Source organism: Methylobacterium sp. J-077, from assembly GCF_022829365.1.
Lineage (GTDB): Bacteria > Pseudomonadota > Alphaproteobacteria > Rhizobiales > Beijerinckiaceae > Methylobacterium.
Genome location: NZ_JAKSYJ010000122.1, coordinates 34187 through 59101 on the forward strand (window position 1 = coordinate 34187; position 24915 = coordinate 59101).

The window sequence follows — 24915 nt, forward strand, 5'->3', positions numbered from 1 at the left end:
AGCCTATTCGACATCTTCCTCGACACGTTGTTCATCGGCGACTTCGTTGTCCAAGAAAACCAATCGGCTCTCTCCGCGCTCGATGAGGGCGGAACGAAGATCATGGACGGCCGTGATCAGGGGATCCGGTTTCGTGCTCGGGCGATGGTCGTAGCGCGCGGTCACGCGGATGACCGGGTCTCCGTCAAAATCCGCGTCCGACCAAACATCCGCACTTCTGAAACCGGCCTCGGGAAGCCGGTCGCGCAGGACGCGATGATCGATCTGGCTGATCTCCTGGTCGGTCATGACCACCTCCGTCACATCACCCCGTCAAACCGCCGATCAAGCTCGGCACGTCGAGCGGCCGGAAGCCGTAATGGTCGAGCCAGCGGACATCCGCCTCGAAGAACGGCCGCAGGTCCGGCATGCCGTATTTGAGCATGGCGATGCGGTCGATGCCGACCCCGAAGGCGAAGCCCTGCACCGCATCCGGATCGAGGCCGCAATTGCGCAGGACGTTCGGGTGCACCATCCCGCAGCCCAGGATCTCCAGCCAGTCGGTGCCCTCGCCGAACCGGATCTCGCCGCCCTTTCGGGAGCATTGGATGTCGACCTCGGCCGACGGTTCGGTGAACGGGAAGAACGACGGGCGGAAGCGCATCGTCACGCCGTCGACCTCGAAGAACGCCTTGCAGAACTCCTCCAGCACCCATTTCAGGTTGGCGATGTTGGCCGCCGTGTCGATCACCAGCCCCTCGACCTGATGGAACATCGGCGTGTGGGTCTGGTCGGAATCGTGCCGGTAGGTCCGGCCCGGGATGATCACCCGGATCGGTGGCGTCTGCGACCGCATCGTGCGGATCTGGACCGGCGACGTGTGGGTGCGCAGCACCTTGCGCTTCCCGGCGTGGTCCGGCGCCAGGAAGAACGTGTCGTGCATCTCGCGGGCCGGGTGGCCCGGCGGGAAGTTGAGCGCGGTGAAGTTCAGCTCGTCTGTCTCGATATCCGGGCCCTCGGCCACGGCGAAGCCCATATCGGCGAAGATCGCGGTGATCTCGTCGATCACCTGGGTGATCGGGTGGATCCGGCCGCGCACCTCCGGCGCCTCGCGCAGGGGCAGCGTCACGTCGACCCGCTCGGAGGCGAGGCGGGCTTCCAGGGCAGCCTCGACCAGGGCGGTCTTGCGCTCCGTCACGGCGCCCTGGACCCGATCCCGCAGGCCGTTGATCAGGGGGCCGCGTTCCTTCCGCTCCTCGGGCGTCATCGAGCCCAGTGTCTTGAGCAGATCCGAGACGCTGCCCTTCTTGCCGAGCGCGGCCACGCGCACGGCGTCGAGTGTCGCCTCGTCGGACGCAGCTTGCACCTGGGCCAGGAGATCGCGTTCGAGGGTGTCGAGATCGGTCATCGTTATTTTCGAACTGGGTTGGCGGTCCGCGATCGCCGCATGCTTTTGCGCGCCGTTCGCATTCGCGCAAGTCAGGGCATCCGCGCAAACGGAGATGGGGCCGCTCCACGGCAGCTCGGAAACGACGAAGGCGCAGCTCCCAAAAGAGAGCCGCGCCTTCCGTCCGCCTGCGCGGGAGATTGAGCCTCAGGCGGCCTTGGCGGTGGTCTCGGGGAGGGCCGCCTTGGCCTTCTCGACCACGGCGGCAAAGCTCGCCGGCTCGTGGATCGCGAGCTCCGACAGCGCCTTGCGGTCGACGACGATGCCGGACTTGGCCAGCCCGTTGATGAAGCGCGAATAGGTCAGGCCGTGCTCGCGCACCGCCGCGTTGAGGCGCTGGATCCACAGGGCGCGGAACGTGCGCTTCTTATTCTTGCGGTCGCGATAGGCATACTGCATGCCCTTCTCGACCGCCTGCTTGGCGATGCGGATGGTATTCTTGCGCCGGCCGTAATAGCCCTTGGCGGCCTTCAAAACTTTTTTGTGCTTCGCGTGACTGGTCACGCCGCGCTTGACGCGGGCCATCGGTTATCTCCTGGTTTCGACGAAAGACAGTGGCAACGGGTGCAGAAGGCTTACCGCGCGTTCGGCAGGAAGTACTTCTTCACGTTGGCGGCATCGCCCTCGAACAGGGTCGTGGTGCCGCGCAGGTTGCGGATCTGCTTGGTCGTCCGCTTGATCATCCCGTGGCGCTTGCCGGCCTGGGCGTACATCACCTTGCCGGTGCCGGTGATCTTGAAGCGCTTCTTGGCGCCTGATTTGGTCTTCAGCTTGGGCATTTGGCTCTCCGTTGCGCGAAAATCCCTCCTAGCCGACCCGTGAGGGCCGGATGAGGTGTGCGCGATGATGCTTCTGGTGGAGCAGCACGAGCCGCCACGGCAGCCCTATCGGCCGGGCGGTTCGACGCGGGGCGGCTTATGACAGAAATACGAAGCCACGGCAACGGCTTCCACTGACACCCGGCAGGGCCTTGGCGCGGCCGGCAGGGCCGCGGGCATCGGGGAATGCGGGGACAGCTCCCGCGCCGCACAAAACTTGTCGCGACAACCTACGGGCGCAGGAACCATAACCTTGGCCGTCGGTTTCATTCATGTCCCGCTCAGGCCGGCAGGGTTAGACCCCCCGTCAAATACGGCCAACCAGGAGACACTTCGTGCGCATTGCCCAGATCGCTCCGTTGTCGGAGGCTGTCCCTCCGAAGTTCTACGGCGGCACCGAGCGCGTCGTCAGCTGGATTACGGAAGAATTGGTCCGCCAGGGCCACGACGTCACCCTGTTCGCCAGCGGCGATTCGGAGACGTCGGCCAAGCTCGCGGCCTGCACGCCGGAAGGGCTGCGACTGCTCGGCTACCGGGATCACACCGCCAGCCACCTGGCCATGCTGCACCAGGTGCATCGCCGCGCCCACGAATTCGACATCCTGCATTTCCACATCGACCTGCTTCAGTATCCGATGTTCGAGGATCTGAATCACAAGTGCATCACCACGATGCATGGCCGCCTCGACGTGCCGGACTTCATGCCGGTCTACCGCACCTTCACCGGCATGCCGCTCGTGTCGATCTCCGACAACCAGCGCGAGCCGATGCCGCCGAACGTGAACTGGCTTTCGACGATCCATCACGGCCTGCCGTCGCAGAACTGCCCGTATAACCCGGAGACCAAAGGCGGCTACCTGGCGTTCCTCGGCCGCATCTCCCCGGAGAAGCGCCCCGACCGCGCCATCGAGATGGCGATCCGCTCGGGCACGCCGCTCAAGATCGCCGCCAAGGTCGACAAGGCCGACCAGGATTACTGGGACGAGGTCATCGAGCCGATGACCCGCCACCCGCTGGTCGAGTATATCGGCGAGATCAACGAGGAGCAGAAGAAAGACTTCCTCGGCAACGCCCTCGCGCTCGCTTTCCCGATCGACTGGCCCGAGCCATTTGGCCTTGTCATGATCGAGGCGATGTCGGCCGGCACACCGGTGATCGCGTTCCGAAACGGCTCCGTGCCGGAAGTGATCAAGGACGGCGTGAGCGGCGTGCTCTGCCAGACCATGGATGACGCGGTTGAGGCGGTCGCCAAGGTCAAGACCATGAGCCGCGAGGGCGTGCGCAAGCACTTCGAGAGCCAGTTCACCGCCGAGTGCATGGTCAAGAAATACGTCGCCGCCTACGAGGAGCTGCTCGCGCGGGGTGCCGACGTGATTCAGCTGCCGAAGTCCGGCTTCACGCCACATTACGGCGACGTCCACGGTTCGGCGCGTCCGTCGATCTCGGTCGCGGCGATGCCGGCTTAAGTTCCGGCATCGGGCTTGCGAGATATGGCCGGCCCGGCCTAGCGTCGTAAAGGCGCCTCATCCGAATGGTCACGAGGGCCGCCGCATCAGAGCCGATGCGGCGGCCCTCTCGATTCGTACCCCTCACACGTACTCGGAGACGTTCTGCATGGCGGCGGAGAAGACGGCGGCCCACATTGCGACCGCGCGGACACAGGTCAGCACCGTCACGGTGGCGCCCGGCTTCCAGGACGCCGACGAGGTGCTGCCGACCTACCACATCGAGGCCCACACCTCGCTGGTCGAGCGGCCCTTGCGCGCGCTGAAGTTCGGCGAAGCCTTCGGGGTCCTGGATTCCTACGGGGATATCGGCGTCCAGCCCGGGCCGGAGGGCCTGTATTTCCAGGACACCCGCTACCTGTCCCGCCTCGAACTCACTGTGGAAGGGCAGCGCCCGTTGATGCTGTCGTCCGTGATGCAGGACGACAACGGCGCGCTCAGCGTCGATATGACGACGCCCGACATCCGCCTCGAGGCTCATGACGAGACCTCGATCCCGCGCGAGACGATCGCGATCGAGCGCACCAAGTTCCTGTTCCGGGGCGCCTGCTACGACCGGATCGGCCTGCGCTCCTTCGATTCGAAGCACCGCCGCCTGCGCATTGCCATCACTTTCGATGCCGATTACCGCGACTTGTTCGAAGTGCGCGGCACCGACCGGAAGGAGCGCGGCAAGCGCGGCGTCCTGGTTGCGAGCGACCGAGAGGTTCAGTTCCGCTACGTCGGGCTCGATGAGATCGTGCGCACGACCTCGCTGCATTTCGGCCCAAAGCCGGACCTGATCGAGCCCGGCCGCGTCGCCTTCGACGTGTCGCTGCCGCCGGAGGGCCGCGCTTCGCTGTTCATTCGCGTGGCCTTCGAAGCTCACCGGGCCTTCACCAAGCCGCCGAGCGGCGAGATGGTCGGCGAGGATGCGGCCGCCAAGCTGACGCTCGCAGCCAATGTCGGCGGCGCCCGGCGTGAGCCGAAGGACCTCGCCGAGGGGATGATCTTCGCCCGCGCCTACCGCGATTCGCGCCGGGATCTTCGCGCGCTGACCGCGGGCATCACCACGATCATCTCGTCGAACGACCAGTTCAACGAGGGCCTGTGCCGGGCCACCGCCGACCTCTACATGCTGGCGAGCCGCACCCCCGAAGGGATCTACCCCTTCGCCGGCATTCCCTGGTATTCCACCGTCTTCGGCCGCGACGGCATCATCACGGCGATGATGGCACTGTGGATCGATCCGAAATTCGGTCGGGGCGTGCTGCGCTACCTCGCGGCGACCCAGGCCCAGGCGGTCGATCCCGCGGCCGATGCGCAGCCCGGCAAGGTACTGCACGAGACCCGCCGGGGTGAGATGGCGATGCTCGGCGAGGTGCCGTTCCGGCATTATTACGGCACGATCGACGGCACGCCGCTTTTCGTGATGCTGGCCGGGGAATATTACGCCGTCACGGGCGACCTGGAGACGATCCGGGCGATCTGGCCGTCCCTCGAGCTCGCCCTCGAATGGATGGACCGCTACGGCGACCGGGACGGCGACGGCTTCGTCGAATATGCCCGCGACACCGATAAGGGCCTGGAGAACCAGGGCTGGAAGGACAGCCACGATTCGATCTTCCACGCCGACGGCCAACTCGCCAAGGGGCCGATCGCGCTCTGCGAGGTTCAGGGCTACGTCTACGCCGCCAAGACCGGCATGGCCAAACTCGCGGCCCTCCTCGGGCACGACCCGATGGCCGAGCGGCTGTCGCAGGAGGCGACCGCCCTGCGCGAGCGCTTCGATGGCGCGTTCTGGAACGAGGAGCTCGGCACCTACGCGCTGGCGCTGGACGGCGCCAAGAAGCAATGCGCCGTGCGCTCGTCGAATGCCGGGCATGCCCTGTTCACCGGCATCGCCAAGCCCGAGCGGGCGGCCCGGGTGGCCGAGGCCCTGCTGGGCAAGGACGGTTTCAACGGCTGGGGCGTGCGCACCATCGCCAAGGGCGAGGCGCGCTACAACCCGATGTCCTACCACAACGGCTCGATCTGGCCGCACGACAACGCGCTGATCGCGATGGGGCTCGCCCGCTACGACCGCAAGCACGAGGCCGCGCGCATCTTCCAGGGGATGTTCGACACCTCGCTCTACCAGGATCAGAAGCGCCTGCCAGAGCTGTTCTGCGGTTTCATGCGCCGACACCAGCGCGGGCCGGTGGCCTATCCGGTCGCCTGCAGCCCACAGGCCTGGGCGGCGGCGGCGCCGTTCGCGTTCCTGGCCGCTTGCCTCGGCCTGGAGCTCGACCACGACCGCAACAGCGTCCGGCTCAAGAACCCGATCCTGCCGGGATTTTTGGACGGCGTGACGCTCTACAACGTCAAGCTGGGAGCCTCGCGCCTGGACATCCGATTCCAGCGCTACGACGAGGACGTCACGGTGTCGGTGCTGCGTCGCCACGGCGACGTGCAGGTGGTCGTGACGAAGTAGGACGGCGAAGCTCAACCGTCGCTGCCCGGCGACGGGGCCGCGGCGGAGTCAGACCAGATCGGATCGCGGCAGGTCGAGGACGATGCCAGCCGCGTCGGCGCGCTGCCAGACCCGTCGGACGGGATAGCTCGTGTCGTGACCGGGCACCGAGAGGGTGAAGTTGAGCGGCAGGCGGTGTCGGCGCGAGACCGAGAGCATCGCGCCGCTCGGCGACATATCCCGCAGGATGCAGGGAATCGATTCGCCGTCGGGACACTGAATCGTGGCCGGGATCAGAACTTCGCGTCGCTCGCCGACGCGCCTGTTGGCCGCCGCATCGACGGGGAAGCCGCCCTCCGTGCCCCTCATTCGGCCATTCCATCGTGCGCTGTTCAATTGTGCGCACAATACTGCCGGCACAATTGAAAAAGTTTGACGAAGTCGACGATCGGGTCTGTCTTCACGCACTCGTGTGACGCCTCCGCGCAGGATCCTTCGAATCCGTGGTGCCGAACCAATCCTCCGAGGGGCGCGTCTCGGGACGCGATCGGACCGCGCGACGTCCTGGGAGCCCCCAACTTGGTGTATGGGGCGTCGCAGGATTTTCCGTCCCGGGACATGCCACATGCCGGCCGACCATTCCGCCCTGTCGCTCGCGCAAGCGCTGATCCGCTGTCCGTCGGTGACTCCCGCGGATCACGGCGCCCTCGGCGTGGTGGCGCAGGCCCTGGCCGAGGCGGGATTTTCGGTCGAGCGACCGGTCTTCTCCGAGCCGGGCTATCCCGATACGCCAAATCTTTATGCCCGGATCGGCGCGCGCGGGCCCTGCCTGGTCTTTGCCGGACATACCGACGTGGTGCCGGAAGGTGACGGAGCCTGGCGCTTCGGCCCGTTCGACGGGGCGGTGGCGGATGGCATGCTCTACGGACGCGGCGCCGCCGACATGAAGGGCGGCATCGCATGCATGCTGGCGGCCACCCTGGCGTTCCTTGAACATCGGGGCAGCGGCTTTCCCGGCTCCATCGCCTTCCTGATCACCGGAGACGAGGAAGGACCGGCGGTCAACGGCACAGTCAAGTTGCTCGACTGGGCCCGCGCCCGGGGCGAGCGCTTCGACCATTGTCTGCTCGGAGAGCCGACCAATCCCGGGCGGCTGGGCGAGATGATCAAGATCGGCCGCCGCGGCTCGCTTACCGGCAAGCTGACGGTGCTTGGGCGCCAGGGCCACGTCGCCTATCCGCACAAGGCCGAGAACCCGATCCCTGGGTTGCTGCGGCTCGCCTCGGCGCTGGTGGCGGAACCCCTCGACCGCGGCACGGCACATTTCGACGCCTCGAACCTCGAATTCACGACGATCGACGTCGGTAACCAAGCCACCAACGTGATCCCGGCCACCGCCCGGGCCACCTTCAACGTCCGGTTCAACGACGATTGGACCGCCGAGAGCCTCGGCGCCGAACTCCAAAAGCGTCTGGAGCAGGCGGCCGGCAACGCCGTGCGCTTCACCCTCGACCTGCAGCCGTCGAACGCGCCGGCCTTCCTGACCCAGCCGGACGCCTTCGTGGAACTCGTTTCCCGGGCGATCCAGGCCGAGACCGGCCTGACGCCGATGCTGTCCACCACCGGCGGCACCTCGGATGCCCGGTTCATCAAGGATGCCTGCCCGGTGATCGAATTCGGGCTGGTCGGCGAGACCATGCACCAGGTGGATGAATGCGTGGCCGTGGCGGATCTCGACCGGCTGACGGCGATCTATGAGCGGGTGCTGGAGGCGTATTTTTCGGCACGGGGCTGATCGAGCGGCACGCCCAGATCCCGTTCGACCCGTCTTTCCAACCGGCGCCTTCAGCCTGAGGTGCCCGCGCCAGTGGGCCTCGAAGGTGCGCTCCAGGGATCGTGGAGCCATCTGGCGGGCTCCATCGAGGCCTCGGCTTCGCTCCCTCACCTTGGGATGAGGGAAGATTGGGATCTCCGTGGCTCAGAACCGTCTTCCACCGGGAATTGCAAGTTCGAATCAGCAGTTAGGCGTAATCCACCCCCACGAACGTCAGCCCGGAGGCCGGCGCCAGCGGTCCGCACCAGCGCTTCTCGCCCGAAGCGAGGATATGGGCCACGTCGTCGGCCGAGAGCCGCCCGCAGCCGGCGAGCATCAGCGTCCCGACCATGGCTCGCACCTGATGGTGCAGGAACGAGCGGGCGCAGGTCGTCACGACGATCTCCTCATGCAACGCCATCGTGGCGCGCGCCACGTCGAGCCGTTCCAGCGTCCGCACGGGGCTGTTCGCCTGGCACTCGGCGGCCCGGAACGCCGAGAAGTCGTGCAGGCCGACCAGGCGCTGGGCGGCGTGGTGCATCGCGTCCGGGTCGAGGGGCCAGTGCACGTGCCAGACATGGGCGCGGGTCAACGCGGCCGGGCTGCGGCGGTTGAGGATGCGGTAGCGGTAGTGCCGGCGGATCGCCGAGTGGCGCGCGTCGAAGCTCGCTGGGACGATCTCGGCCGACAGCACGGCGACCGGGAGCGGCCGCAGATAGGAATTCACCGCATCGCGCACCGTGTCGGTCCGCCAGTCTTTGGCGAGGTCGAGATGGGCGACCTGATGGATGGCGTGGACCCCGGCATCGGTACGGCCCGCGCAGGTGAGCCGGGCGTCCTCGCCGGAGAAGCGGGTCACCGCCGCCTCGATCGCCCCCTGCACCGTGGGTTGATCGGCTTGGCGCTGCCAGCCGCAGAACGGTCCGCCGTCATATTCGATGACCAGCTTGTAGCGGGGCATCAGCCGAGGCTTGCGCCGGGCGCGATGCGCGCGCCGCGCACGAACTCGGCCCCGCTGGCGCTGCCGCCCTTGCCGGCCCGGCGCAGTTCGAGCAGCCGGATCGCCCCGGTGCCGCAGGCGACCAGCCCGCTAGCGTCGAGCAGAGTCCCCGGCACGCCCGCACCCTCGGCAGCCGAAGCCCGGAGGACCTTCACCCGCTCCGGCCCCTTGCCGAGATCGACCTCGAAGAAGGCGCCCGGGAACGGCGACAGACCGTTGATGTGGCTCGCCACAGCCTCGGCCGGGCGCGACCAGTCGATCCGCGCCTCGTCGTTGCCGATCTTGTGCGCGTAGACGACGCCCTCCGTGGCTTGCGGCGTGAAGGTCAGGTCGTCGCGACCGAGGCGTTCGAGGGCCTGGGACATCAGCGCGGTCCCCACCGGCATCAGAGCGTCGTGCAACTCACCCGCGGTCATGCCGGGTGCGATCGGGACGCGCGCCTCCAGGGCGACCGGCCCGGTATCGAGGCCCGCGTCCATACGCATCACGCCGACGCCGCTCTCGGCATCGCCAGCCATCACGGCGCGCTGGATCGGCGCCGCGCCGCGCCAGCGCGGCAGCAGCGAGCCATGCAGGTTGAGGCATCCGTGCTTCGGCGTATCCAGGATCGCCTGCGGCAGCAGCATGCCGTAGGCGACCACCACGGCGATGTCGGCCGCGTGCCCGGCAAAGGTCTCGGCGGCCTCGGGGGTGCGCAGGCTCGCCGGTGTCAGCACTGGGATGCCGAGGGTGTCGGCGAGCGTATGGACCGGGGAGGGCCGCAGGCTCATGCCCCGGCCGGCCTTGGCGGGGGCACGGGTGTAGACGGCGACGATCGTATGGCCGTCCTGCGCGAGCCGCGCCAGCGTCGGCACCGCGAAATCCGGCGTGCCCATGAAGACGACGCGCATGGATTCAGGCCGCGTCGCGCTTGGCCGCCTTGGTGAAGCGCTTGATCACCCGGTCGCGCTTCAACCTCGAGATGTGATCGATGAACAGTACGCCGTTCAGGTGGTCGATCTCGTGCTGGATGCAGGTCGCCAGCAGGCCGTCCGCCTCGATCTCCTGCTCCCGGCCCTCGATGTCGCGGAACTTCACCCGGACCCGGTCGGGCCGCTCGACCTCGGCGTAATATTCGGGGATCGACAGGCAGCCCTCGTCGTAGACCCGCTTCTCCTCCGAGGCCCAGGTGATTTCCGGATCGATGAACACGCGCGCGTCGCGCACGCCCTCTTCCTTCGAGGTGTCGATCGTCACGACCCGCTTGGCCACGCCGACCTGGATCGCCGCCAGCCCAACGCCCGGCGCGTCGTACATGGTCTCGAACATGTCGGCCACGAGGGTGCGGATCTCGGGCGTGATCGGCCCGACAGGATCGGAAATGCGGCGCAGGACGGCGTCGGGGAGGATGACGAGCGGACGGATGGTCATGGCGGAAACCGGCAAGGGGAGCGCCACAGACGCGGACTCCGGGGGTTCCGAGGCAATATGGCGTGGGTCGAGGTCGGTCAAATATCTGTCGTGCTGTGTTGCCGCGCTTCGAATGAGGTGTGCGCTCAGAAGGCGGTGCGGCTGCGGATCGCCGCGGTGAGCGTGCCCTCGTCGAGGTAATCGAGCTCGCCACCGACCGGGACGCCATGGGCCAGGCGCGTCACCTTGCGGTCGAGGTGCCGGATCGATTCGGTGAGGTAATGGGCGGTGGTCTGGCCATCGACGGTGGCGTTCAGCGCCAGGATAATTTCTTTCACCGCGGGATCGGCCGCGCGCTCCACCAGGCTGCCGAGGTTCAGGTGCTCGGGCCGGACGCCGTCCAGCGCCGACAGCACGCCGCCGAGCACGTGGTAGCGCGCCTTGACGGCCCCGGACCGTTCCAGCGCCCAGAGGTCCGACACGTCCTCCACCACCACGAGGGTCGAGGGATCGCGCTCGGCATCGCGGCAGATCGTGCACGGCTCGGAGGTGTCGACGTTGCCGCAGTTCGTGCACACCACGATGCGCTCGGCCGCCACCCGCATGGCGTCGGCCAACGGCCCGAGCAGCGTCTCACGCTTCTTGATGAGCTGGAGCGCGGCCCGCCGCGCCGAGCGCGGTCCCAGGCCCGGCATCCGGGACAGAAGCTGGATCAGGCGCTCGATCTCGGGGCCGGCGACGGCTTGGGGCATCATGCCTCTTGAGCGGGGGGGCGAGGGGCTGGGGCGAGGGGCTGGGAACCTCCGCCAGGGCATAGCGGCCGGCGGGCGCCGCGCAAGAGCGCATCTCCGCCTACCGCCGATATGGGTATTTCCGACTGACTTTGCCCGCGCGGGAATTAAGAATACCCAGATCCAACTGGTTACAGCTGTGGCGTCCTGCCCTCATCACTGTGGTCAAACCCGCGCGACCACGTTGCAGGCTCCCGGCAAGACCCAGTAAGACGGCAACGCTTGACCGCCTATCCAATATGGGACCGGCAAGCGACCGGGGAACGGAGATCCAGCGTGCGGCGGTCCTGTCCGACTGCACGGACGTCCCCCGGGCGATCCCGGATGCCGATGGCGTCCGGTCATGTCGCGTCGACAGCACGAACAGGGGCCCCGGGAGATACGCTCTTGACCAATATCGGTGATCACAACGCGGCCCACGACGCGGAGGCCGCCGGCTTCCGAGCGCTGAAGGCCGTCCATTGGAATTTCGAGGCGCCGCGCCTCTACGAGGAGGCGCTCGCCCGCAAGGAGGGCCAGCTCGCCCGCGGCGGCGCCTTCGTGGCGACCACCGGCAGCCATACCGGCCGCTCGCCCAAGGACAAGTTCGTGGTGCGCGACGCCACCACCGAGAACGAGGTCTGGTGGGAGAACAACGGCGCGATCACGCCCGAGCAGTTCGCGACCCTGCACCAGGATTTCCTCAAGCACGCCGAGGGCAAGGAGCTGTTCGCCCAGGACCTCTACGGCGGCGCCGATCCGGCCCACCGGGTGAAGGCAAGGGTGTTCACCGAGTTCGCCTGGCACTCGCTGTTCATCCGCAACCTGCTGATCCGCCCGGACCGCTCCGAGCTCGCCGCCTACGTGCCGGACCTGACGATCATCGACCTGCCGAGCTTCCAGGCGGATCCCGCCCGGCACGGCTGCCGGTCGAAGACCGTGATCGCCATCGACTTCGCCAAGAAGCTCGTGCTGATCGGCGGCTCGGCCTACGCGGGCGAGATGAAGAAGTCGGTCTTCACCTACCTGAACTATATCCTGCCCGGCCAGAACGTGATGCCGATGCACTGCTCGGCCAACGCGGCCCTCGACGCCGAGGGCGGCTCGGCGATCTTCTTCGGCCTCTCGGGCACCGGCAAGACCACGCTGTCGAACGACAGCTCGCGCCAGCTGCTCGGCGACGACGAGCACGGCTGGTCGAACGAGGGCATCTACAACTTCGAGGGCGGCTGCTACGCCAAGACGATCCGCCTCTCGCGCAACGCCGAGCCCGAGATCTACGCCACCACGGAGCGTTTCGGCACCGTGATGGAGAACGTGGTGATCGATCCGGTCAGCCGCGTGCCGGATTTCGACGACGGCTCGCTCACCGAGAACACCCGCTGCGCCTATCCGCTGGACTTCATCGCCAATGCCAGCGCCACCGGCCGGGCCGGGCATCCGAAGAACATCGTGATGCTGACCTGCGACGCCTTCGGGGTGATGCCCCCGATCGCCAAGCTCACCGGCGCCGAGGCGATGTACCACTTCCTGTCCGGCTACACCGCCAAGGTCGCTGGCACCGAGCGCGGCCTAACCGGGCCGGAGGCGACGTTCTCGACCTGCTTCGGTGCGCCGTTCATGCCCCGGCACCCGAGCGAATACGGCAACCTGCTGCGCGACCTGATCGCCAAGCACAGTGTCGATTGCTGGCTGGTCAACACCGGCTGGACCGGCGGCGGCGTCGGCACCGGCCGGCGCATGCCGATCCGTGTCACCCGCCGGCTGCTGAGTGCGGCGCTCGACGGCTCGCTCGCCCAGGCCGAGTTCCGCCGCGACCCGTATTTCGGTTTCGCGGTGCCGGTCTCGGTCCCGGGCGTCGAGCCGCATATCCTCACCCCGGTGAAGACCTGGGGCAACAAGGGTGCCTTCGTCGAGACGGCCGCGCGGCTGGTGAAGATGTTCGACGACAACTTCAAGCGCTTCGAGGCCCATGTCGATTCCGACGTGCGCGCCGCCGGGCCGACTGCGCAGGCGATCGCAGCGTGAGTGTGACAGGGGCGGCGGCCCGAACGGCTGTCGCTCCCGATCTCCTGGCTTTACTGCGAAGCCCATGAAGCATCGCGATCGGCCACTCAGGCTCGAAAGATCGTTCACCGATCGCATTTGATGACTGATCAAAGCGCATGGGTTTCATGCGAAAATAAGACTTTGGAAATCGTATTCTTCTCGACTTGGAAATGAGTTATTGACGACAGTTCTATATGGATTTTCATCAGCACGACCTGTCCAGGCTCGACGTGGTCTCGGAACTTGCTAAGCTAGCCCGGCATGTACCTCCGGGGGGCGGGCATCTTGCGCAACAACTTTGTCTTGCTGGCTTGTGTGTTATTGGGATTCAGCTCGGCATTTGGAAAAAGTGAAGCCCAGCAGGTAGGCAGCCAGGTGCCTCAGCCGGCTCGGCGAATAGTTCTCGATCTTCCAGGTGATCCCCGGCGGCCCGTCAAGCTCAGGGTCCCTGTCGTTTTCCCTCCAGGCACCGGACCGTTTCCGCTGGCCCTATGGAATCACGGGAGCAATGGGGAAGGTCTCATCGTCGACGAGAAAAATGTCGGTCAGAACATGGGCGTCTACTACCTCCTGTCGAGGGGGTATGCGGTCGCGATGCCATTGATGCGCGGCTTCGGTCAGTCCGGCGGTAGGCTCAGCGCAACCGGCTGTCAGCTTGATGATCTGGCTCACGACACTGCGGCCGACCTCCTGGCTGTCATCGATCACTTGGCGAAGCGGTCCGAATTCGCTGCCGATCGTATTCTCGTCGCCGGTTCGAGTTTCGGCGGCTGGAACTCCCTCGCGCTGGGTGCACTCCAAGGTGCCCGCGTTGCGGCAATCGTCAATTTCTATGGCGGCCTGCATTCGTCAACGTGCCGGAACGATAGCGGAGCCCTCATCGAAAGTAGCAGCCGGATCGGAGCGAGAAACCCTGTACCGTCGCTGTGGATCTACGGCAGCAATGACCGACTTTTCCCCAAGCCGCTCTGGCAAGCCATGCATCACGCTTATGTCACAAGGGGAGGGCAAGCCGAACTCGTCGATTTTGGCCTCTATAAAAGCAATTCGCATAAATTGCTCAGCGACCCTTACAGCATCGTGTTGTTCGCCGATAAGGTCGATCGCTTCTTAGCCAGCGTCGGGCTGCCGAGCAAAAACGTCCATCCGGAATATGTGCCGATCGAGCCGCCACAGCCATCTGGATACGCCTCAATCAACGATATCGATGCAGTGCCGTTCCTCAATGAGCAAGGTCAGGCGCTGTACAAAAAATTCCTCACGGCAGTGCCCCCCCGAGTCTTCGTGATCGCACCCAACGCGGTAGTTATTTCGGAGACCGGCGGTTTCGATCCGCTGGCTCGTGCAATGACAACGTGCAAGCAACGCAAGGTCACGTGCTGGCCCTATGCCTTCAACGATGCGGTGGTCTGGGCGTATCCAACACCGTCACCACCGCCCAGCCGCTTCGCGAAACTCGAGGATGTCGACGCGCTTCCTTACGTCGATGTGGCCGGCAAAACAGCCTACAGGCAATTCTTGACTGCCAAGCGTCCCCGCGCCTTCGTTATCGCGCCAAGCGGCGCATGGTCGATGGCTGTGGGTGACGTCGATCCCGTCGCGGCTGCCCTCGCCAAGTGTAGCGGCGAGGATCACGCGACATGTCGGCCCTACGCTGTCGACAGAATGGTGGTTTGGCCGCAGACTGCGACGGTCGCGCATTGACGCGGTCTGCGCGGCCGCGCCGGTTCTTCAGGCGCAGTGCGCCATGTCACCTCGGTTCGGAAGTGCCACCGATCGGATCGCAGATTCGACGCAACACCAGACTCTCATTCTGACCTGCGCGTTGCGTCGGACAGATGTTGAACGCGGCGGCGGGCGCGTGTCAGAACGGCAGCTTCATCCCGGGCGGCAGGGGCAAGCCCTTGGTCAGCTCGGCCATGCGCTCCTGCATGGTTGCCTCCGCCTTGCCGCGGGCGTCGTTGCAGGCGGCCACGATCAGGTCTTCCAGGATCTCGCGCTCGTCGGCGACCATCAAGGATGGGTCGATCGTCACGCCCTTCATCTGGCCCTTGGCGCTCATGGTGACCCGCACGGAGCCGCCCCCGGAGGCGCCGGTCACTTCGATCTCGTCGAGCTCGGCCTGCAGGGAGCCCATCTTCTCCTGCATGGCCTGAGCCTGCTTCATGATGCCCATCAGGTCGCGCATGCGGCTCTCTCTCGTCGCGGGTTGGTGAGTCTATCTGGGGACGACGGGGCGGTGTCGCCACGTGCGCCCGGCCGGGCGCGCCCTAGAAGTCCTCGTCCGGGGTCTCGTCCGCCGGGACCGTATCGCCGTCCGCCGAAATCTCCGGCTCGGCCGTGGAAGGGGGCGCGGTCTCGCGCACGTCTACGATCTCCGCGCCGGGGAAGCGCGTCAGCACCTCGCGCACGAACGGGTCGGCGGCCGCGTTCTCGCGGCGGGTCTCCGTGGCGGCTTTGACGGCAGCGTCAAGGGTCGGCGCGCCCGCTTCCCTGGACACGGAGACGACCCAACGCTGGCCCGTCCAGCGCAGGAGCGCGGCCGCGATGTCGGTGGCGAGGCTCGCCCGGCCGCCCGGGGCGAGGCGGAACTCGATATGGCCTTCCGCGAAACGCACGAGATGGACGTCGCGCTCCAGGGCGGTCTTCAGCAGGATGTCGCGGTTGGCCTCGGCCAGCGCCACGATATCCTCATAGCGGGCCAGGCGGGATGCGGGCGGGGCGGCCGGCCGTTCCGACGGGGCGGCCATCGCGGTCGGAGCCGGCGCCGCGACGGGAATCGCCAAAGGAGCCGCCGAAGGAGCTACGATCGGCATCGGTCTGGGCGCGACGGCCGCCGCCGTCGGCCCGCCACCGCGCAGGTCGGGGACCGGCGGCAGGGGCGGACGGGCGGAGGGGGGCGTCGCCTCTTCGGCGGGGGCCGATGCGGCCTCGGCCTTGAGCTGGCGCAAAGCCTCGTCCGGAGTCGGCAGGTCGGCCGCGTAGGCCAGGCGCACGATCGCCATCTCGGCCGCCGCCAGCGGGCGCGGGGCGGCCTGCACCTCGGGGATCGCCTTCAGCAGGATCTGCCAGGCCCGCGACAGGGCGCGGATCGACAGTTTTTCGGCGAACTGGCCGCCGCGGACCCGCTCGGTCTCGCTGAGCGTCGGATCGGCGGCGGTCTCGGGCACAACCTTCAGCCGGGTCACGAGGTGGGTGAAGGCCGCGAGGTCGGACAGCACCACCGACGGGTCGGCGCCGGAATCGTACTGCGCCCGCAATTCCGCGAAGGCCGCCGGCACGGCGCCGCGCATCACCGCCTCGAACAGGTCGAGGATCCGGGCCCGGTCGGCGAGCCCGAGCATGTCCCGCACGCTCTGGGCGGTGACCGCGCCGGCCCCGTGGGCGATGGCCTGGTCGAGCAGCGAGAGCGCGTCGCGCACCGAGCCTTCGGCGGCGCGCACGATGGCGCCCAGCGCCTCGTCCTCGGCCTCGACCCTTTCCGCCGCGCAGACCTTGGCGAGATGCGCGTGCAGGATCGGCGCCTCGACCCGGCGCAGGTCGAAGCGCTGGCAGCGCGACAGGATCGTCACCGGGACCTTGCGGATCTCCGTGGTGGCGAACACGAACTTGGCGTGAGGCGGAGGCTCCTCGAGCGTCTTCAGGAAAGCGTTGAACGCCTTCTCGGAGAGCATGTGGACCTCGTCGACGATGTAGACCTTGTAGCGCGCCGAGACCGGCCCGTAGCGGATGCCGTCGATGATCGCGCGCACGTCGTCGATGCCGGTATGCGAGGCGGCATCCATCTCCAGCACGTCCATGTGCCGGGATTCCATGATCGCCGCGCAATGCAGGCCGAGTTCCGGCATCGACACGGTCGGCCCGGTATCGGGCACGCCGGCGCGGGCGTAGTTGAGGCCGCGGGCGAGGATGCGGGCGGTGGTGGTCTTGCCGACCCCGCGCACGCCGGTCAGCATCCAGGCCTGCGGGATGCGGTTGGCCGCGAACCCGTTGGCCAGGGTCCGGACCATCGCGTCCTGGCCGATCAGGTCGCCGAAATTGGTGGGGCGGTATTTCCGCGCGAGCACCCGATAGGGCGTCGCCGCGCTGGCGGGGCTTGCGAACCCGGGCAGGCCCGGCTCGTCGTCAGGCGTGCCGGTCGAAGCGTCCATGCCGTGTCGGGTCGGGCTTCCGAGCGCCAGGAAATGAGGTGGGAGGCTGGACGAAGACCCGCTCGGTCTCGTTAGGGCTGCTTCCTTCCGGACCTGACCCGGTTGGCGAGTGAAACGTCCCTCGCCAACCCCCCGCCGGCTATATGGCCGGGCTCTTGGCCGAACGCAAGCGCCGGCTACTCGGCCTTGCGCTTCACCACAGCCAGGAGGGTCTTCGAATCGCGCTTCAGATCGAACCGCTTGCCGTTGGAATGCACCGCGTCTTCGACCTCGATCATCCCGTCATCGAGCTCGATCTCCTTCCACTTGGTGAAGCCCTCCTGGCGCAGCACGGCCTCGACCTTGGCCTGCTGATCGGGCGGCAACTTCTCGTCGGCCCGGGCGGTGGCGGTGAAGCCGGCGGACAGCGTGAGGGCGAGCAGGGGGATGGCGAGGCGCATGGCGGTCTCCGGTTTTTATTGCGTGCCGGCTTTGAACAGGAAGACCACGCCAGGGTTCCGCGCGATCCGCGATCCTCTTGAGCCCGCTTCGATTTTCCCGCACAGCTAAGGTTGCCCGTCGCGCCGCTCCGGCTCAGGGGCCCAGGACTGCCGACCTATGGTCACACGCGTCGCCACCGTGGCGTTCGAGGGGATCGAGGCCCGGGCCGTCGACGTGCAGGTCCAGATCATCCCGGGCAACGTGGTGTTCAACGTGGTCGGCCTGCCCGACAAGGCGGTGGCGGAATCGCGCGAGCGGGTACGGGGCGCCCTGATCGCCTCCGGTCTGGCGCTGCCGGCCAAGCGCATCACCGTCAACCTCGCCCCGGCCGACCTGCCGAAGGAGGGCTCGCATTACGATCTCCCGATCGCGCTCGGCGTCATGGCGGCGATCGGGGCGATCCCGGCCGATGCCCTCGGCGGCTATTGCGTGCTGGGCGAGCTGGCGCTGGACGGCAGCATCACGGCGGTGAACGGCGTGCTGCCGGCCGCCATCGCGGCGGGAGCCCGCGGCCTCGGGCTGATCTGCCCGGCATCCACCGGATCCGAGGCGGCCTGGGCCGGGGGCGATCTCGACGTGCTCGCCCCGCGCTCGCTGATCCAGCTCGCCAACCACTTCAAGGGCAGCCAGGTCATGGCCCGGCCGGAGCCCTCGGTCGCCGGACTGACGGGGCCGCTGCCGGATCTGTCCGACATCAAGGGCCAGGAGGGCGCCAAGCGCGCGCTGGAGATCGCGGCGGCCGGCGGCCACAACCTGCTGATGAACGGTCCGCCCGGCTCCGGGAAGTCGATGCTCGCCGCCCGGCTGCCCTCGATCCTGCCGCCGCTCACGCCCCGGGAGCTGCTCGACATCTCGATGATCCAGTCGGTGGCGGGCGAATTAAAGGACGGGGCGCTCTCGAACCGCCGGCCGTTCCGGCAGCCGCACCATTCCGCCTCGATGGCGGCGCTGGTCGGCGGCGGCCTGGGTGCGCGACCAGGGGAGGTGTCGCTCGCCCATGGCGGGGTGCTGTTCCTGGACGAGCTGCCGGAATTCACCCCGCAGGTGCTCGACAGCCTGCGCCAGCCGATGGAGACCGGCGAGGTCATGATCGCCCGGGCGAACCACCGGGTGACCTATCCGGCGCGCTTCCAGCTGATCGCAGCCATGAACCCGTGCCGCTGCGGCCAGGGGCTGGAGCCGGGCTATGCCTGCCGGCGCGGGCCGAACGCACGTTGCATGGCGCAGTATCAGGCGCGGATCTCCGGGCCGATGCTCGACCGGATCGATCTGCGCATCGAGGTCCCGGCGGTCACCGCCGCCGACCTGATCCTGCCGCCGCCTTCCGAGGGCTCCCGGGAGGCCTCGGCCCGGGTCGCCGCCGCCCGCACGCTGCAAACGACGCGCTACGCTGCCCGCGCCCTGCCGGCCGCCACCACCAATGCCACCTGCCCGTCGACGCTGATCGAGGAGGTCGCGTCCCCCGATGCCGAGGGCACGGCCCTGATCCGGCAGGCGGCCGAGAGCATGCGCCTCTCTGCCCGCGGCTTCCACCGGACCCTGCGGGTGGCCCGCACGCTGGCCGATCTCGACGGCGAGGCGCAGGTGCGCCGGCTGCATCTGGCCGAGGCTTTGTCTTACCGAGGCCGGGGCGACGCGTCGGCGGCGGCGGCGTGAGCGGCGCGGGCGCGCCGACCGTCACGATCGGCCAGGCCAGCGCGGCCGGGCGGAAGGAGGCCAACCAGGATTTTCACGGGGTGCTGGTGCCGTCACAGCCGGCGCTCGGCCTGAAGGGCATCGCGGTGGCGCTCGCCGACGGGATCAGCAGCAGCGCGGTCGGCGCCCTGGCGAGCGAGACCGCGGTCAAGAGCTTCCTCAGCGACTACTACGCCACCCCCGACACGTGGTCGGTGAAGTCTTCGGCGCAGAGGGTGATCGCGGCGACGAATTCCTGGCTCTACGCCCTGACGCGGCGCGGCCTCGACCCGCACGATGCCGACAAGGGCTACGTCACGACCTTCGACGCGCTGGTGCTGAAGGCGCGCACCGCGCACCTGTTCCATGTCGGCGATGCCCGGATCTGGCGCGTGGCCGGGCGCTCGCTGGAACAGCTCACCGAGGATCACCGGGTCGTGGTCTCGGCGGCGGAATCGTATCTCGGCCGGGCGCTGGGGGCGGGCGGGCATGTCGAGATCGACTATCACGCGGTGACCGTGGAGGCCGGCGACCTCTTCGTGCTCACCACTGACGGTGTCCACGAGCATGTCCGCCCGCGGGACATGGTCGCCACGATCGCGGGGGCGGGGGACGATCTCGAGTCTGCCGCCCGGACGATCGTGGAAACGGCCTGCGAGGCCGGGAGCCCGGATAACCTGACCGTCCAGATCGTGCGGATCGACTCCGTGCCCGAGGGCGACGCCGCCGATCTGCTCGGCGGCGTCGAGAGCCTCGACCCGGCGCCGCTGCTCGATCCGCCGGCCGAATTCGATGGCTACCGGCTGCTGCGCACGCTGCATTCCGGGCCGCGCAGCCGGGTCTACCTGGCGATCGATGCGCAGACGGGGGATCAGGTCGCCCTGAAGGTCCTGTCGCTCGACCTGCGCGACGACCCGGCCCAGCGCAAGCGCTTCGCCCTGGAGGAGTGGATCGCCCGGCGGATCGACAGCCCGCACGTGCTCAAGGCCCAACCGCAGACCCGGCGGCGAAGCCACCTCTACACGGTGATGCGCTACGTCGAGGGCCAGACCCTGACCCAGTGGATGCGCGACCACCCGACGCCCGAGCTTGAGGCTGTGCGCGGCCTCATCGAGCAGCTGGCCAAGGGCGTGCAGGCCTTCCACCGGCGGGAGATGGTCCATCAGGATCTCCGGCCCGACAACGTCCTGCTCGACACGGCCGGGACCGTGCAGGTCATCGATTTCGGCGCCACCACGGTGGCCGGGGTGGTGGAGGGCGATCCGCAGATCGACGCCGCCGAGATCCTGGGGACGGTGCAGTACACCGCGCCCGAGTGCTTCCTCGGCGAGCCTTCCACGGCCGGTTCCGACATTTTCGCGGTGGGCGTCATCGCCTACCAGATGCTGACCGGCCGGCTGCCCTACGGTGACGGGGTGCCCCGGGCGCTGACCCGGGCCGCCCAGCGCAAGCTCCGCTACGTCTCGGCCCGGACTACCCGGCCGCTCCTGCCGGCCTGGGTCGATGGCGCGCTACACAATGCCGTGCATCCCGATCCCGCCCGGCGCTACCGGGCGCTCTCGGAATTCGTCCACGACCTCCGGCATCCGAATCCCGCTTTCACCGAGACGCGCCGGGCCGCGCTGCTGGAGCGGGACCCGCTGCTGTTCTGGCGGCTGCTGTCGCTGGTGCTGGCGCTCATCGCGCTCGGTCTGGCCGGCATCCTGATCGCCCACCCGCCCCGGTGAACAGTGAGGTTCAGCCGTCGAGCTCCGGATACCGGCGAAAGATCCCGTCCTCGTTGAACGGGATGCGCCGGTCGCTCGCGAGATAGGCGGCGATCCGCGGGCGCTGCGCCACCGCCTCGTGCAGCCGGGCGACATGGGGCGTGTCGCGCAAAGCCACGGCGGTCGCTTTCGGGAAGGCGTAGCGCAGGCCGGCGACGAGCTGGAATAGGGACAGGTCGGCGTAAGACAGCGTCGAGCCGGCCAGGCATTCGCCCCCGTTCGCCGCCAACACGCGCTCGAAATAGCCGAAAAACTTGGGGATTCGCTCCGCGCGAAAACCCTTCGCCCGGCGCAACGCCTCCGGCTTCTGGTCGGCGTAGTACAGGCCGACTCCGAGGGGGTGGTGGGTGTCGTGCGCCTCGTCCACCGCATCCGCGATGGTGAGCTGGATCTGGTGCGTCCAGATCCGGTCCGCCTCCGAGGCGCCGACGAGGCCGAGCCGGGGCCCGAGATACAGCAGGATCGCGGTACTCTGCCCGATCATGATCGCGCCGTCGCGGAGGAACGGCGGTGCGAAGGGCGGTCGGGGATTGTTCGGATCGGCAAGGCGGTCGAGCATCGGCTCGATGCCGCCGGCGTCGTCGTCCCGGCGCGCGACATCGACATAGTCGGCGCCGGCTTCCTCGAGGGCGAGGCGGACGAACTCGCCGCGCCCCTGGATCATCGGCCAGTAATGCAGCTCGTAGGGCATCGCATCTCCTGGACCAAGACGGTTCACCCCAAGCGGGTGGTTCCCGATCAGTTGGCCGGGGATTCGCTGTCCGAAACCTTCTCGGGCGGCGGCTCGGCGCTGGCGACGGCCTTGTGGGCCAGCATCGGCTGCAGGTGCTCGGCGAGCTGTTGGTCGAGATGCTTGACGTAGGCGCCCTTGAAGTAGCGCTCGCCCGTCCGCGCGCCGTAGATCCGATCATGCGCCTGGATCATCGCGGCGACCTCCGGACGGCACAGGAAGCCGGTGATGCCCACGGCCTCGTACCAGTGGCCGGCCCGGGCCTCGGCGGTCGCCTTGGGGTTCGCCAGAACGGTCTCGGCGAAGCACGCCGTCGCCGCCTGCCGCAGCGGGGTCATGACCTTCTCGGCTTCCACCTGGTTCACGGCCGGAGCGGCCGGATGCCGGTGGGGACGCGCCTGCGCGGTCGAGACGAGCGTGAGGACGGCGAAGGTGGCGAGGATCGTGGACTTCATGCGGGCGGCCTCGTCGGGTGTCCGAACGGCGTTCAGCATTCCCTCATGATTGCGTCGGGATCGCGGCTGACGGCGTGCTGCATCCGCCCGATCTCGGGCAAGATGCGGACCATTTCGCGACCGTGACCGCGCGGCCTCAGCCGCGCCGCTCGGCCTTCCAGCGGCCGCGGCATTCGAGGGCACCGGAGGCAACCCAGGTCCCGGTCCCGAACCCGTCCGGGCCGAGACGGCCGGCGACGTTGGCGGTGGCGATTCCACTGTCGATCGAGCCGCGCACCACGCCGTTGCGGGCGACGCTGCCCTGCACGACGAAGGCGGTGCCGATGAACCGGGCCTGCCCATGCTCGATCCGCACCGGATAGCGATAGGCCCGGTCGCAGGTACCCGATTCGGTCAGGATCTCGAAGCTCCAGGTGCCGTCGAACCGGTCCGGAATCGCGACGCTGCGGGGGACGGCCTCCGCAGGGATTGTGCATCCGAGGATCAAGGCGGCGCCGATCAGGCACCCGAAGCGGTTTCGGCTCATGGCGGGGGATGGGGCAGGGGACGAGGCAGGCGCGGTTCGATGAGGCTTACGAGGCCGCGGGCGGGCGCATCGCGGCGCGGAGCGCGCCGTTGAGCAGAGCCACCAGATCGCAGCCGGCATGCAGGAAGGCGTCCACGCCCGCCGCCTTCAGCGGGTCGAGCAGATCCGTCGGTTTGCCGGCAAGGTAGATCGTTCCGGCGCCCGTCTGCTTCAGCGCCCTCGCAGCCTCCACCGCATGCTCGGCATAGATCGCGTCGGTGGAGCAGATGCAGGCCAGTGCGGCGCCGGATTCCCGGAACGCTGCCGCGAGGGCGGCCGGATCGGTGAAGCCGTCGTTCGACACGGCCTCGATGCCGCCGGCCGCGAAGGCGTTGGCCGCGAAGGTCGCCCGGGCGTTGAAGGCCGAGACCGAGCCGAGATTGGCGAGGAACACGGCCGGCCGGCGGCCGGTCTTGGCGAGGACGGCATCGGAGGCGTCGCGCAACGCCTCGAAGGGCTCCGCGAGGCGCAGCGACGGCAGCGCGTCGCAGGCGACGGCCGAGCCGGAGCCGAAATTCGAGCTGGGGCCGGCAGTCACCGGCTTCACGTCGAGCACCGTGACCGGCTTCTCGGCGAGATTGGGAAACTCGCTCGCGCCGGTCAGAGGCTCGCGACGGGTCGCCACGGCCTTGGCCCGGGCCTCGCGGGTCAATTCGATGCGGCGTTGCAGCTTGCCGACGCTGAGCGAGGCGACGATGCCGCCCTCAGCCTCGATCGCCTGGAACGCCGCCCAGGCCACCTCGGCGAGCTGGGCCGTTAGGGCCTCCAACCCGCCCGCACCGGCGGCCGGGTCGCTGACCCGGGCGAGGTGCGATTCCTCCAGCAGGACGATCTGGCTGTTGCGCGCCACCCGGCGGGCGAAGGGGTCGGGCAGGCCGAGCGCCTGGGTATAGGGCAGCACCGTCACGGCATCGGCGCCGCCCATCCCGGCCGAGGCGGCGGCCATGCCGGTGCGCAGGATGTTCACGAAGGGATCGCGCCGGGTCATCATCCGCCACGCGGTCTCGGCATGGAGGCGCAGGGGCTTCTGATCCAGCCCGCAGGCCTGCTCGATCCGGGTCCAGAGCCGCCGCAGGGCGCGGAACTTCGCCACCGTCACGAACTCGTCGGCATCGGCGGCGAGCAGCACCGCGATCCGGTCGCGGGCGGTGGCGAGGTCGTGGCCAGCCGCATCCAGGGCGCGCAGGTAGGTGACCGCAGTGGCGAGCACGGCGGCGAGTTCGGCCGCCTCGCCGGCGCCGGCCTCGTGGTAGGGGCGTCCATCGGCCACGAAGGCCCGGCCACGGAAGCCCGCCGCTTCGAGATCCGAGACGGTGGCGGCCAGCCGCGGGGCGATCTCGCTCCAGACCGCGCCGAGGCTGCCGGTGGCAGCCAGCGTGCCGACCGGATCGATGCCGAGATCGAGATCGTAGGTGGACAGGTCTTCGTTGCGGTGCGCTGCAAGGGCCTTCACCAGGCCGGCGACTTCGAGGCCGCGCGCACCGGAATCCAGGCGCAGGCTGATCAGCGGCAGCATCACCCCCTTCAGCACAGCGTCGAGCTCCTCGACACTCTGCGTGCTCAGGCCGTAGCCCCGGGCGCCGGCCGCGCCGGCAAAGACCAGGGCCAGCGCGTCGGCGCCGCCTTCGAGGTCGGTCATCGCCTGAACGTTGGCGGCGGCGATCTCGGGATGGTCGACCCGCTGGGAAACCCGCCAGGGTCCCGGCTCGCGGAACGGTTGTGCGGTCGGCTCGGCCCGCTCGTAGAGCGGCTCGATCCGCAGGCCGTCGCTCGTCCGGGAGACCAGCCGCTTCTCGAAATCAGCGCCCTTCAGGACGCTGTCCACGAGGCCGAGCCAGCGCGCCCGATCGGCGGGCTCGAACAGGTCGGCGAGCTGTGTGTCTTCCATCGGAA

23 protein-coding genes and 1 other RNA gene are annotated in these 24915 nt (G+C 68.3%); 7 read left to right on the forward strand and 17 right to left on the reverse strand.

The window, feature by feature from the left end:
- Positions 1–3: 3 nt before the first annotated feature.
- The 4 genes from MKL11_RS15535 to rpmI form a co-directional block, all read right to left on the reverse strand.
- Entirely contained in the window at positions 4–288 is a 285-nt protein-coding gene (locus MKL11_RS15535) for a hypothetical protein (protein WP_243944935.1), read from the reverse strand.
- A 16-nt stretch (positions 289–304) separates the two neighbouring features.
- The gene (pheS, locus tag MKL11_RS15540; RefSeq protein WP_243944938.1) at positions 305–1387 is read right to left on the reverse strand and encodes a phenylalanine--tRNA ligase subunit alpha; all 1083 of its coding nucleotides are present in this window, start codon (positions 1385–1387) and stop codon (positions 305–307) included.
- Between the two features lie 186 nt (positions 1388–1573).
- Positions 1574–1951 carry a 50S ribosomal protein L20 gene (gene rplT, locus MKL11_RS15545; protein ID WP_007561402.1) on the reverse strand — a complete coding sequence of 126 codons (378 nt, stop codon included), beginning with the start codon at positions 1949–1951 and terminating at the stop codon, positions 1574–1576.
- Between the two features lie 50 nt (positions 1952–2001).
- Positions 2002–2205, reverse strand: coding sequence for a 50S ribosomal protein L35 (gene rpmI / locus MKL11_RS15550; RefSeq protein WP_007561407.1), 204 nt, complete (start codon positions 2203–2205; stop codon positions 2002–2004).
- Positions 2206–2579: 374 nt separating this feature from the next.
- Here rpmI and MKL11_RS15555 point away from each other — a divergent pair, with 374 nt between their 5' ends.
- Positions 2580–3710, forward strand: a complete 1131-nt coding sequence (locus MKL11_RS15555; protein WP_243944939.1) for a glycosyltransferase family 4 protein — start codon at positions 2580–2582, stop codon at positions 3708–3710.
- Positions 3711–3858: 148 nt separating this feature from the next.
- Positions 3859–6201, forward strand: coding sequence for an amylo-alpha-1,6-glucosidase (locus MKL11_RS15560; protein ID WP_243944941.1), 2343 nt, complete (start codon positions 3859–3861; stop codon positions 6199–6201).
- A gap of 48 nt (positions 6202–6249) precedes the next feature.
- Here MKL11_RS15560 and MKL11_RS15565 read toward each other — a convergent pair whose 3' ends face one another.
- The gene (locus MKL11_RS15565; RefSeq protein WP_243944942.1) at positions 6250–6549 is read right to left on the reverse strand and encodes a PilZ domain-containing protein; all 300 of its coding nucleotides are present in this window, start codon (positions 6547–6549) and stop codon (positions 6250–6252) included.
- Positions 6550–6805: 256 nt separating this feature from the next.
- On the opposite strand from MKL11_RS15565, the gene dapE reads away from it, so the two are divergent.
- A complete protein-coding gene (dapE, locus tag MKL11_RS15570; protein WP_243944944.1) occupies positions 6806–7975 on the forward strand; it encodes a succinyl-diaminopimelate desuccinylase in 1170 nt (389 codons plus the stop codon).
- A 226-nt stretch (positions 7976–8201) separates the two neighbouring features.
- On the opposite strand, the gene truA is transcribed toward dapE, so the two are convergent.
- The 4 genes from truA to recR form a co-directional block, all read right to left on the reverse strand.
- Positions 8202–8954 (reverse strand): tRNA pseudouridine(38-40) synthase TruA, encoded by a 753-nt coding sequence (truA, locus tag MKL11_RS15575; RefSeq protein ID WP_243944946.1) that lies wholly within the window; start codon positions 8952–8954, stop codon positions 8202–8204.
- On the reverse strand, positions 8954–9883 hold the full coding sequence (fmt, locus tag MKL11_RS15580; RefSeq protein ID WP_243944948.1) for a methionyl-tRNA formyltransferase: 930 nt from the start codon (positions 9881–9883) through the stop codon (positions 8954–8956). The genes truA and fmt overlap by 1 nt, the downstream gene beginning before the upstream one ends.
- Positions 9884–9887: 4 nt before the next feature.
- A complete protein-coding gene (def, locus tag MKL11_RS15585; protein ID WP_243944959.1) occupies positions 9888–10403 on the reverse strand; it encodes a peptide deformylase in 516 nt (171 codons plus the stop codon).
- Between the two features lie 125 nt (positions 10404–10528).
- The gene (gene recR, locus MKL11_RS15590) at positions 10529–11134 is read right to left on the reverse strand and encodes a recombination mediator RecR (RefSeq protein ID WP_243945047.1); all 606 of its coding nucleotides are present in this window, start codon (positions 11132–11134) and stop codon (positions 10529–10531) included.
- Between the two features lie 426 nt (positions 11135–11560).
- On the opposite strand from recR, the gene MKL11_RS15595 reads away from it, so the two are divergent.
- Together MKL11_RS15595 and MKL11_RS15600 are read left to right on the forward strand one after the other, a co-directional pair.
- A complete protein-coding gene (locus MKL11_RS15595) occupies positions 11561–13180 on the forward strand; it encodes a phosphoenolpyruvate carboxykinase (RefSeq protein WP_243944961.1) in 1620 nt (539 codons plus the stop codon).
- A 306-nt stretch (positions 13181–13486) separates the two neighbouring features.
- Positions 13487–14905 (forward strand): alpha/beta hydrolase family protein, encoded by a 1419-nt coding sequence (locus MKL11_RS15600; RefSeq protein WP_243944963.1) that lies wholly within the window; start codon positions 13487–13489, stop codon positions 14903–14905.
- 160 nt (positions 14906–15065) lie between these two features.
- Here the strand turns inward: MKL11_RS15600 and MKL11_RS15605 are convergent, their stop codons facing one another.
- The 4 genes from MKL11_RS15605 to MKL11_RS15620 all read right to left on the reverse strand — a co-directional run bounded on the left by MKL11_RS15605 (position 15066) and on the right by MKL11_RS15620 (position 17792).
- Positions 15066–15389 (reverse strand): YbaB/EbfC family nucleoid-associated protein, encoded by a 324-nt coding sequence (locus MKL11_RS15605; protein WP_243944965.1) that lies wholly within the window; start codon positions 15387–15389, stop codon positions 15066–15068.
- Positions 15390–15471: 82 nt separating this feature from the next.
- A complete protein-coding gene (locus tag MKL11_RS15610; RefSeq protein WP_243944967.1) occupies positions 15472–17352 on the reverse strand; it encodes a DNA polymerase III subunit gamma/tau in 1881 nt (626 codons plus the stop codon).
- A 36-nt stretch (positions 17353–17388) separates the two neighbouring features.
- Positions 17389–17487, reverse strand: an RNA gene (gene ffs / locus MKL11_RS15615) — signal recognition particle sRNA small type.
- Positions 17488–17528: 41 nt separating this feature from the next.
- Positions 17529–17792: a PepSY domain-containing protein gene (locus MKL11_RS15620; RefSeq protein ID WP_243944969.1), complete on the reverse strand. Its 264-nt coding sequence runs from the start codon at positions 17790–17792 to the stop codon at positions 17529–17531.
- Between the two features lie 157 nt (positions 17793–17949).
- On the opposite strand from MKL11_RS15620, the gene MKL11_RS15625 reads away from it, so the two are divergent.
- Together MKL11_RS15625 and MKL11_RS15630 are read left to right on the forward strand one after the other, a co-directional pair.
- Positions 17950–19488 carry a YifB family Mg chelatase-like AAA ATPase gene (locus MKL11_RS15625; RefSeq protein ID WP_243944971.1) on the forward strand — a complete coding sequence of 513 codons (1539 nt, stop codon included), beginning with the start codon at positions 17950–17952 and terminating at the stop codon, positions 19486–19488.
- Positions 19485–21233: a bifunctional protein-serine/threonine kinase/phosphatase gene (locus MKL11_RS15630; RefSeq protein ID WP_243944973.1), complete on the forward strand. Its 1749-nt coding sequence runs from the start codon at positions 19485–19487 to the stop codon at positions 21231–21233. The genes MKL11_RS15625 and MKL11_RS15630 overlap by 4 nt, the downstream gene beginning before the upstream one ends.
- Positions 21234–21243: 10 nt before the next feature.
- Here the strand turns inward: MKL11_RS15630 and MKL11_RS15635 are convergent, their stop codons facing one another.
- The 4 genes from MKL11_RS15635 to MKL11_RS15650 form a co-directional block, all read right to left on the reverse strand.
- Complete coding sequence (locus tag MKL11_RS15635; protein WP_243944975.1) at positions 21244–21963, reverse strand: glutathione S-transferase family protein; 720 nt, start codon at positions 21961–21963, stop codon at positions 21244–21246.
- A 47-nt stretch (positions 21964–22010) separates the two neighbouring features.
- A complete protein-coding gene (locus MKL11_RS15640) occupies positions 22011–22457 on the reverse strand; it encodes a hypothetical protein (protein WP_243944977.1) in 447 nt (148 codons plus the stop codon).
- A gap of 136 nt (positions 22458–22593) precedes the next feature.
- Entirely contained in the window at positions 22594–22983 is a 390-nt protein-coding gene (locus tag MKL11_RS15645; protein ID WP_243944979.1) for a hypothetical protein, read from the reverse strand.
- A 46-nt stretch (positions 22984–23029) separates the two neighbouring features.
- On the reverse strand, positions 23030–24910 hold the full coding sequence (locus MKL11_RS15650; protein ID WP_243944981.1) for a methylmalonyl-CoA mutase family protein: 1881 nt from the start codon (positions 24908–24910) through the stop codon (positions 23030–23032).
- Positions 24911–24915 lie beyond the last annotated feature (5 nt).

Coding starts and splice junctions, on each gene's coding strand:
- rplT (WP_007561402.1), bottom strand. CDS start 1,951: ATGGCCCGCGTCAAGCGCGGCGTGACCAGTCACGCGAAGCACAAAAAA.
- recR (WP_243945047.1), bottom strand. CDS start 11,134: ATGCCCCAAGCCGTCGCCGGCCCCGAGATCGAGCGCCTGATCCAGCTT.
- def (WP_243944959.1), bottom strand. CDS start 10,403: ATGACCATCCGTCCGCTCGTCATCCTCCCCGACGCCGTCCTGCGCCGC.
- MKL11_RS15610 (WP_243944967.1), bottom strand. CDS start 17,352: ATGGACGCTTCGACCGGCACGCCTGACGACGAGCCGGGCCTGCCCGGG.
- MKL11_RS15650 (WP_243944981.1), bottom strand. CDS start 24,910: ATGGAAGACACACAGCTCGCCGACCTGTTCGAGCCCGCCGATCGGGCG.
- pheS (WP_243944938.1), bottom strand. CDS start 1,387: ATGACCGATCTCGACACCCTCGAACGCGATCTCCTGGCCCAGGTGCAA.
- fmt (WP_243944948.1), bottom strand. CDS start 9,883: ATGCGCGTCGTCTTCATGGGCACGCCGGATTTCGCGGTGCCGACGCTG.
- MKL11_RS15535 (WP_243944935.1), bottom strand. CDS start 288: ATGACCGACCAGGAGATCAGCCAGATCGATCATCGCGTCCTGCGCGAC.
- MKL11_RS15635 (WP_243944975.1), bottom strand. CDS start 21,963: ATGCCCTACGAGCTGCATTACTGGCCGATGATCCAGGGGCGCGGCGAG.
- rpmI (WP_007561407.1), bottom strand. CDS start 2,205: ATGCCCAAGCTGAAGACCAAATCAGGCGCCAAGAAGCGCTTCAAGATC.
- MKL11_RS15645 (WP_243944979.1), bottom strand. CDS start 22,983: ATGAGCCGAAACCGCTTCGGGTGCCTGATCGGCGCCGCCTTGATCCTC.
- MKL11_RS15565 (WP_243944942.1), bottom strand. CDS start 6,549: ATGAGGGGCACGGAGGGCGGCTTCCCCGTCGATGCGGCGGCCAACAGG.
- truA (WP_243944946.1), bottom strand. CDS start 8,954: ATGCCCCGCTACAAGCTGGTCATCGAATATGACGGCGGACCGTTCTGC.
- MKL11_RS15605 (WP_243944965.1), bottom strand. CDS start 15,389: ATGCGCGACCTGATGGGCATCATGAAGCAGGCTCAGGCCATGCAGGAG.
- MKL11_RS15620 (WP_243944969.1), bottom strand. CDS start 17,792: ATGCGCCTCGCCATCCCCCTGCTCGCCCTCACGCTGTCCGCCGGCTTC.
- dapE (WP_243944944.1), top strand. CDS start 6,806: ATGCCGGCCGACCATTCCGCCCTGTCGCTCGCGCAAGCGCTGATCCGC.
- MKL11_RS15560 (WP_243944941.1), top strand. CDS start 3,859: ATGGCGGCGGAGAAGACGGCGGCCCACATTGCGACCGCGCGGACACAG.
- MKL11_RS15640 (WP_243944977.1), bottom strand. CDS start 22,457: ATGAAGTCCACGATCCTCGCCACCTTCGCCGTCCTCACGCTCGTCTCG.
- MKL11_RS15625 (WP_243944971.1), top strand. CDS start 17,950: ATGGTCACACGCGTCGCCACCGTGGCGTTCGAGGGGATCGAGGCCCGG.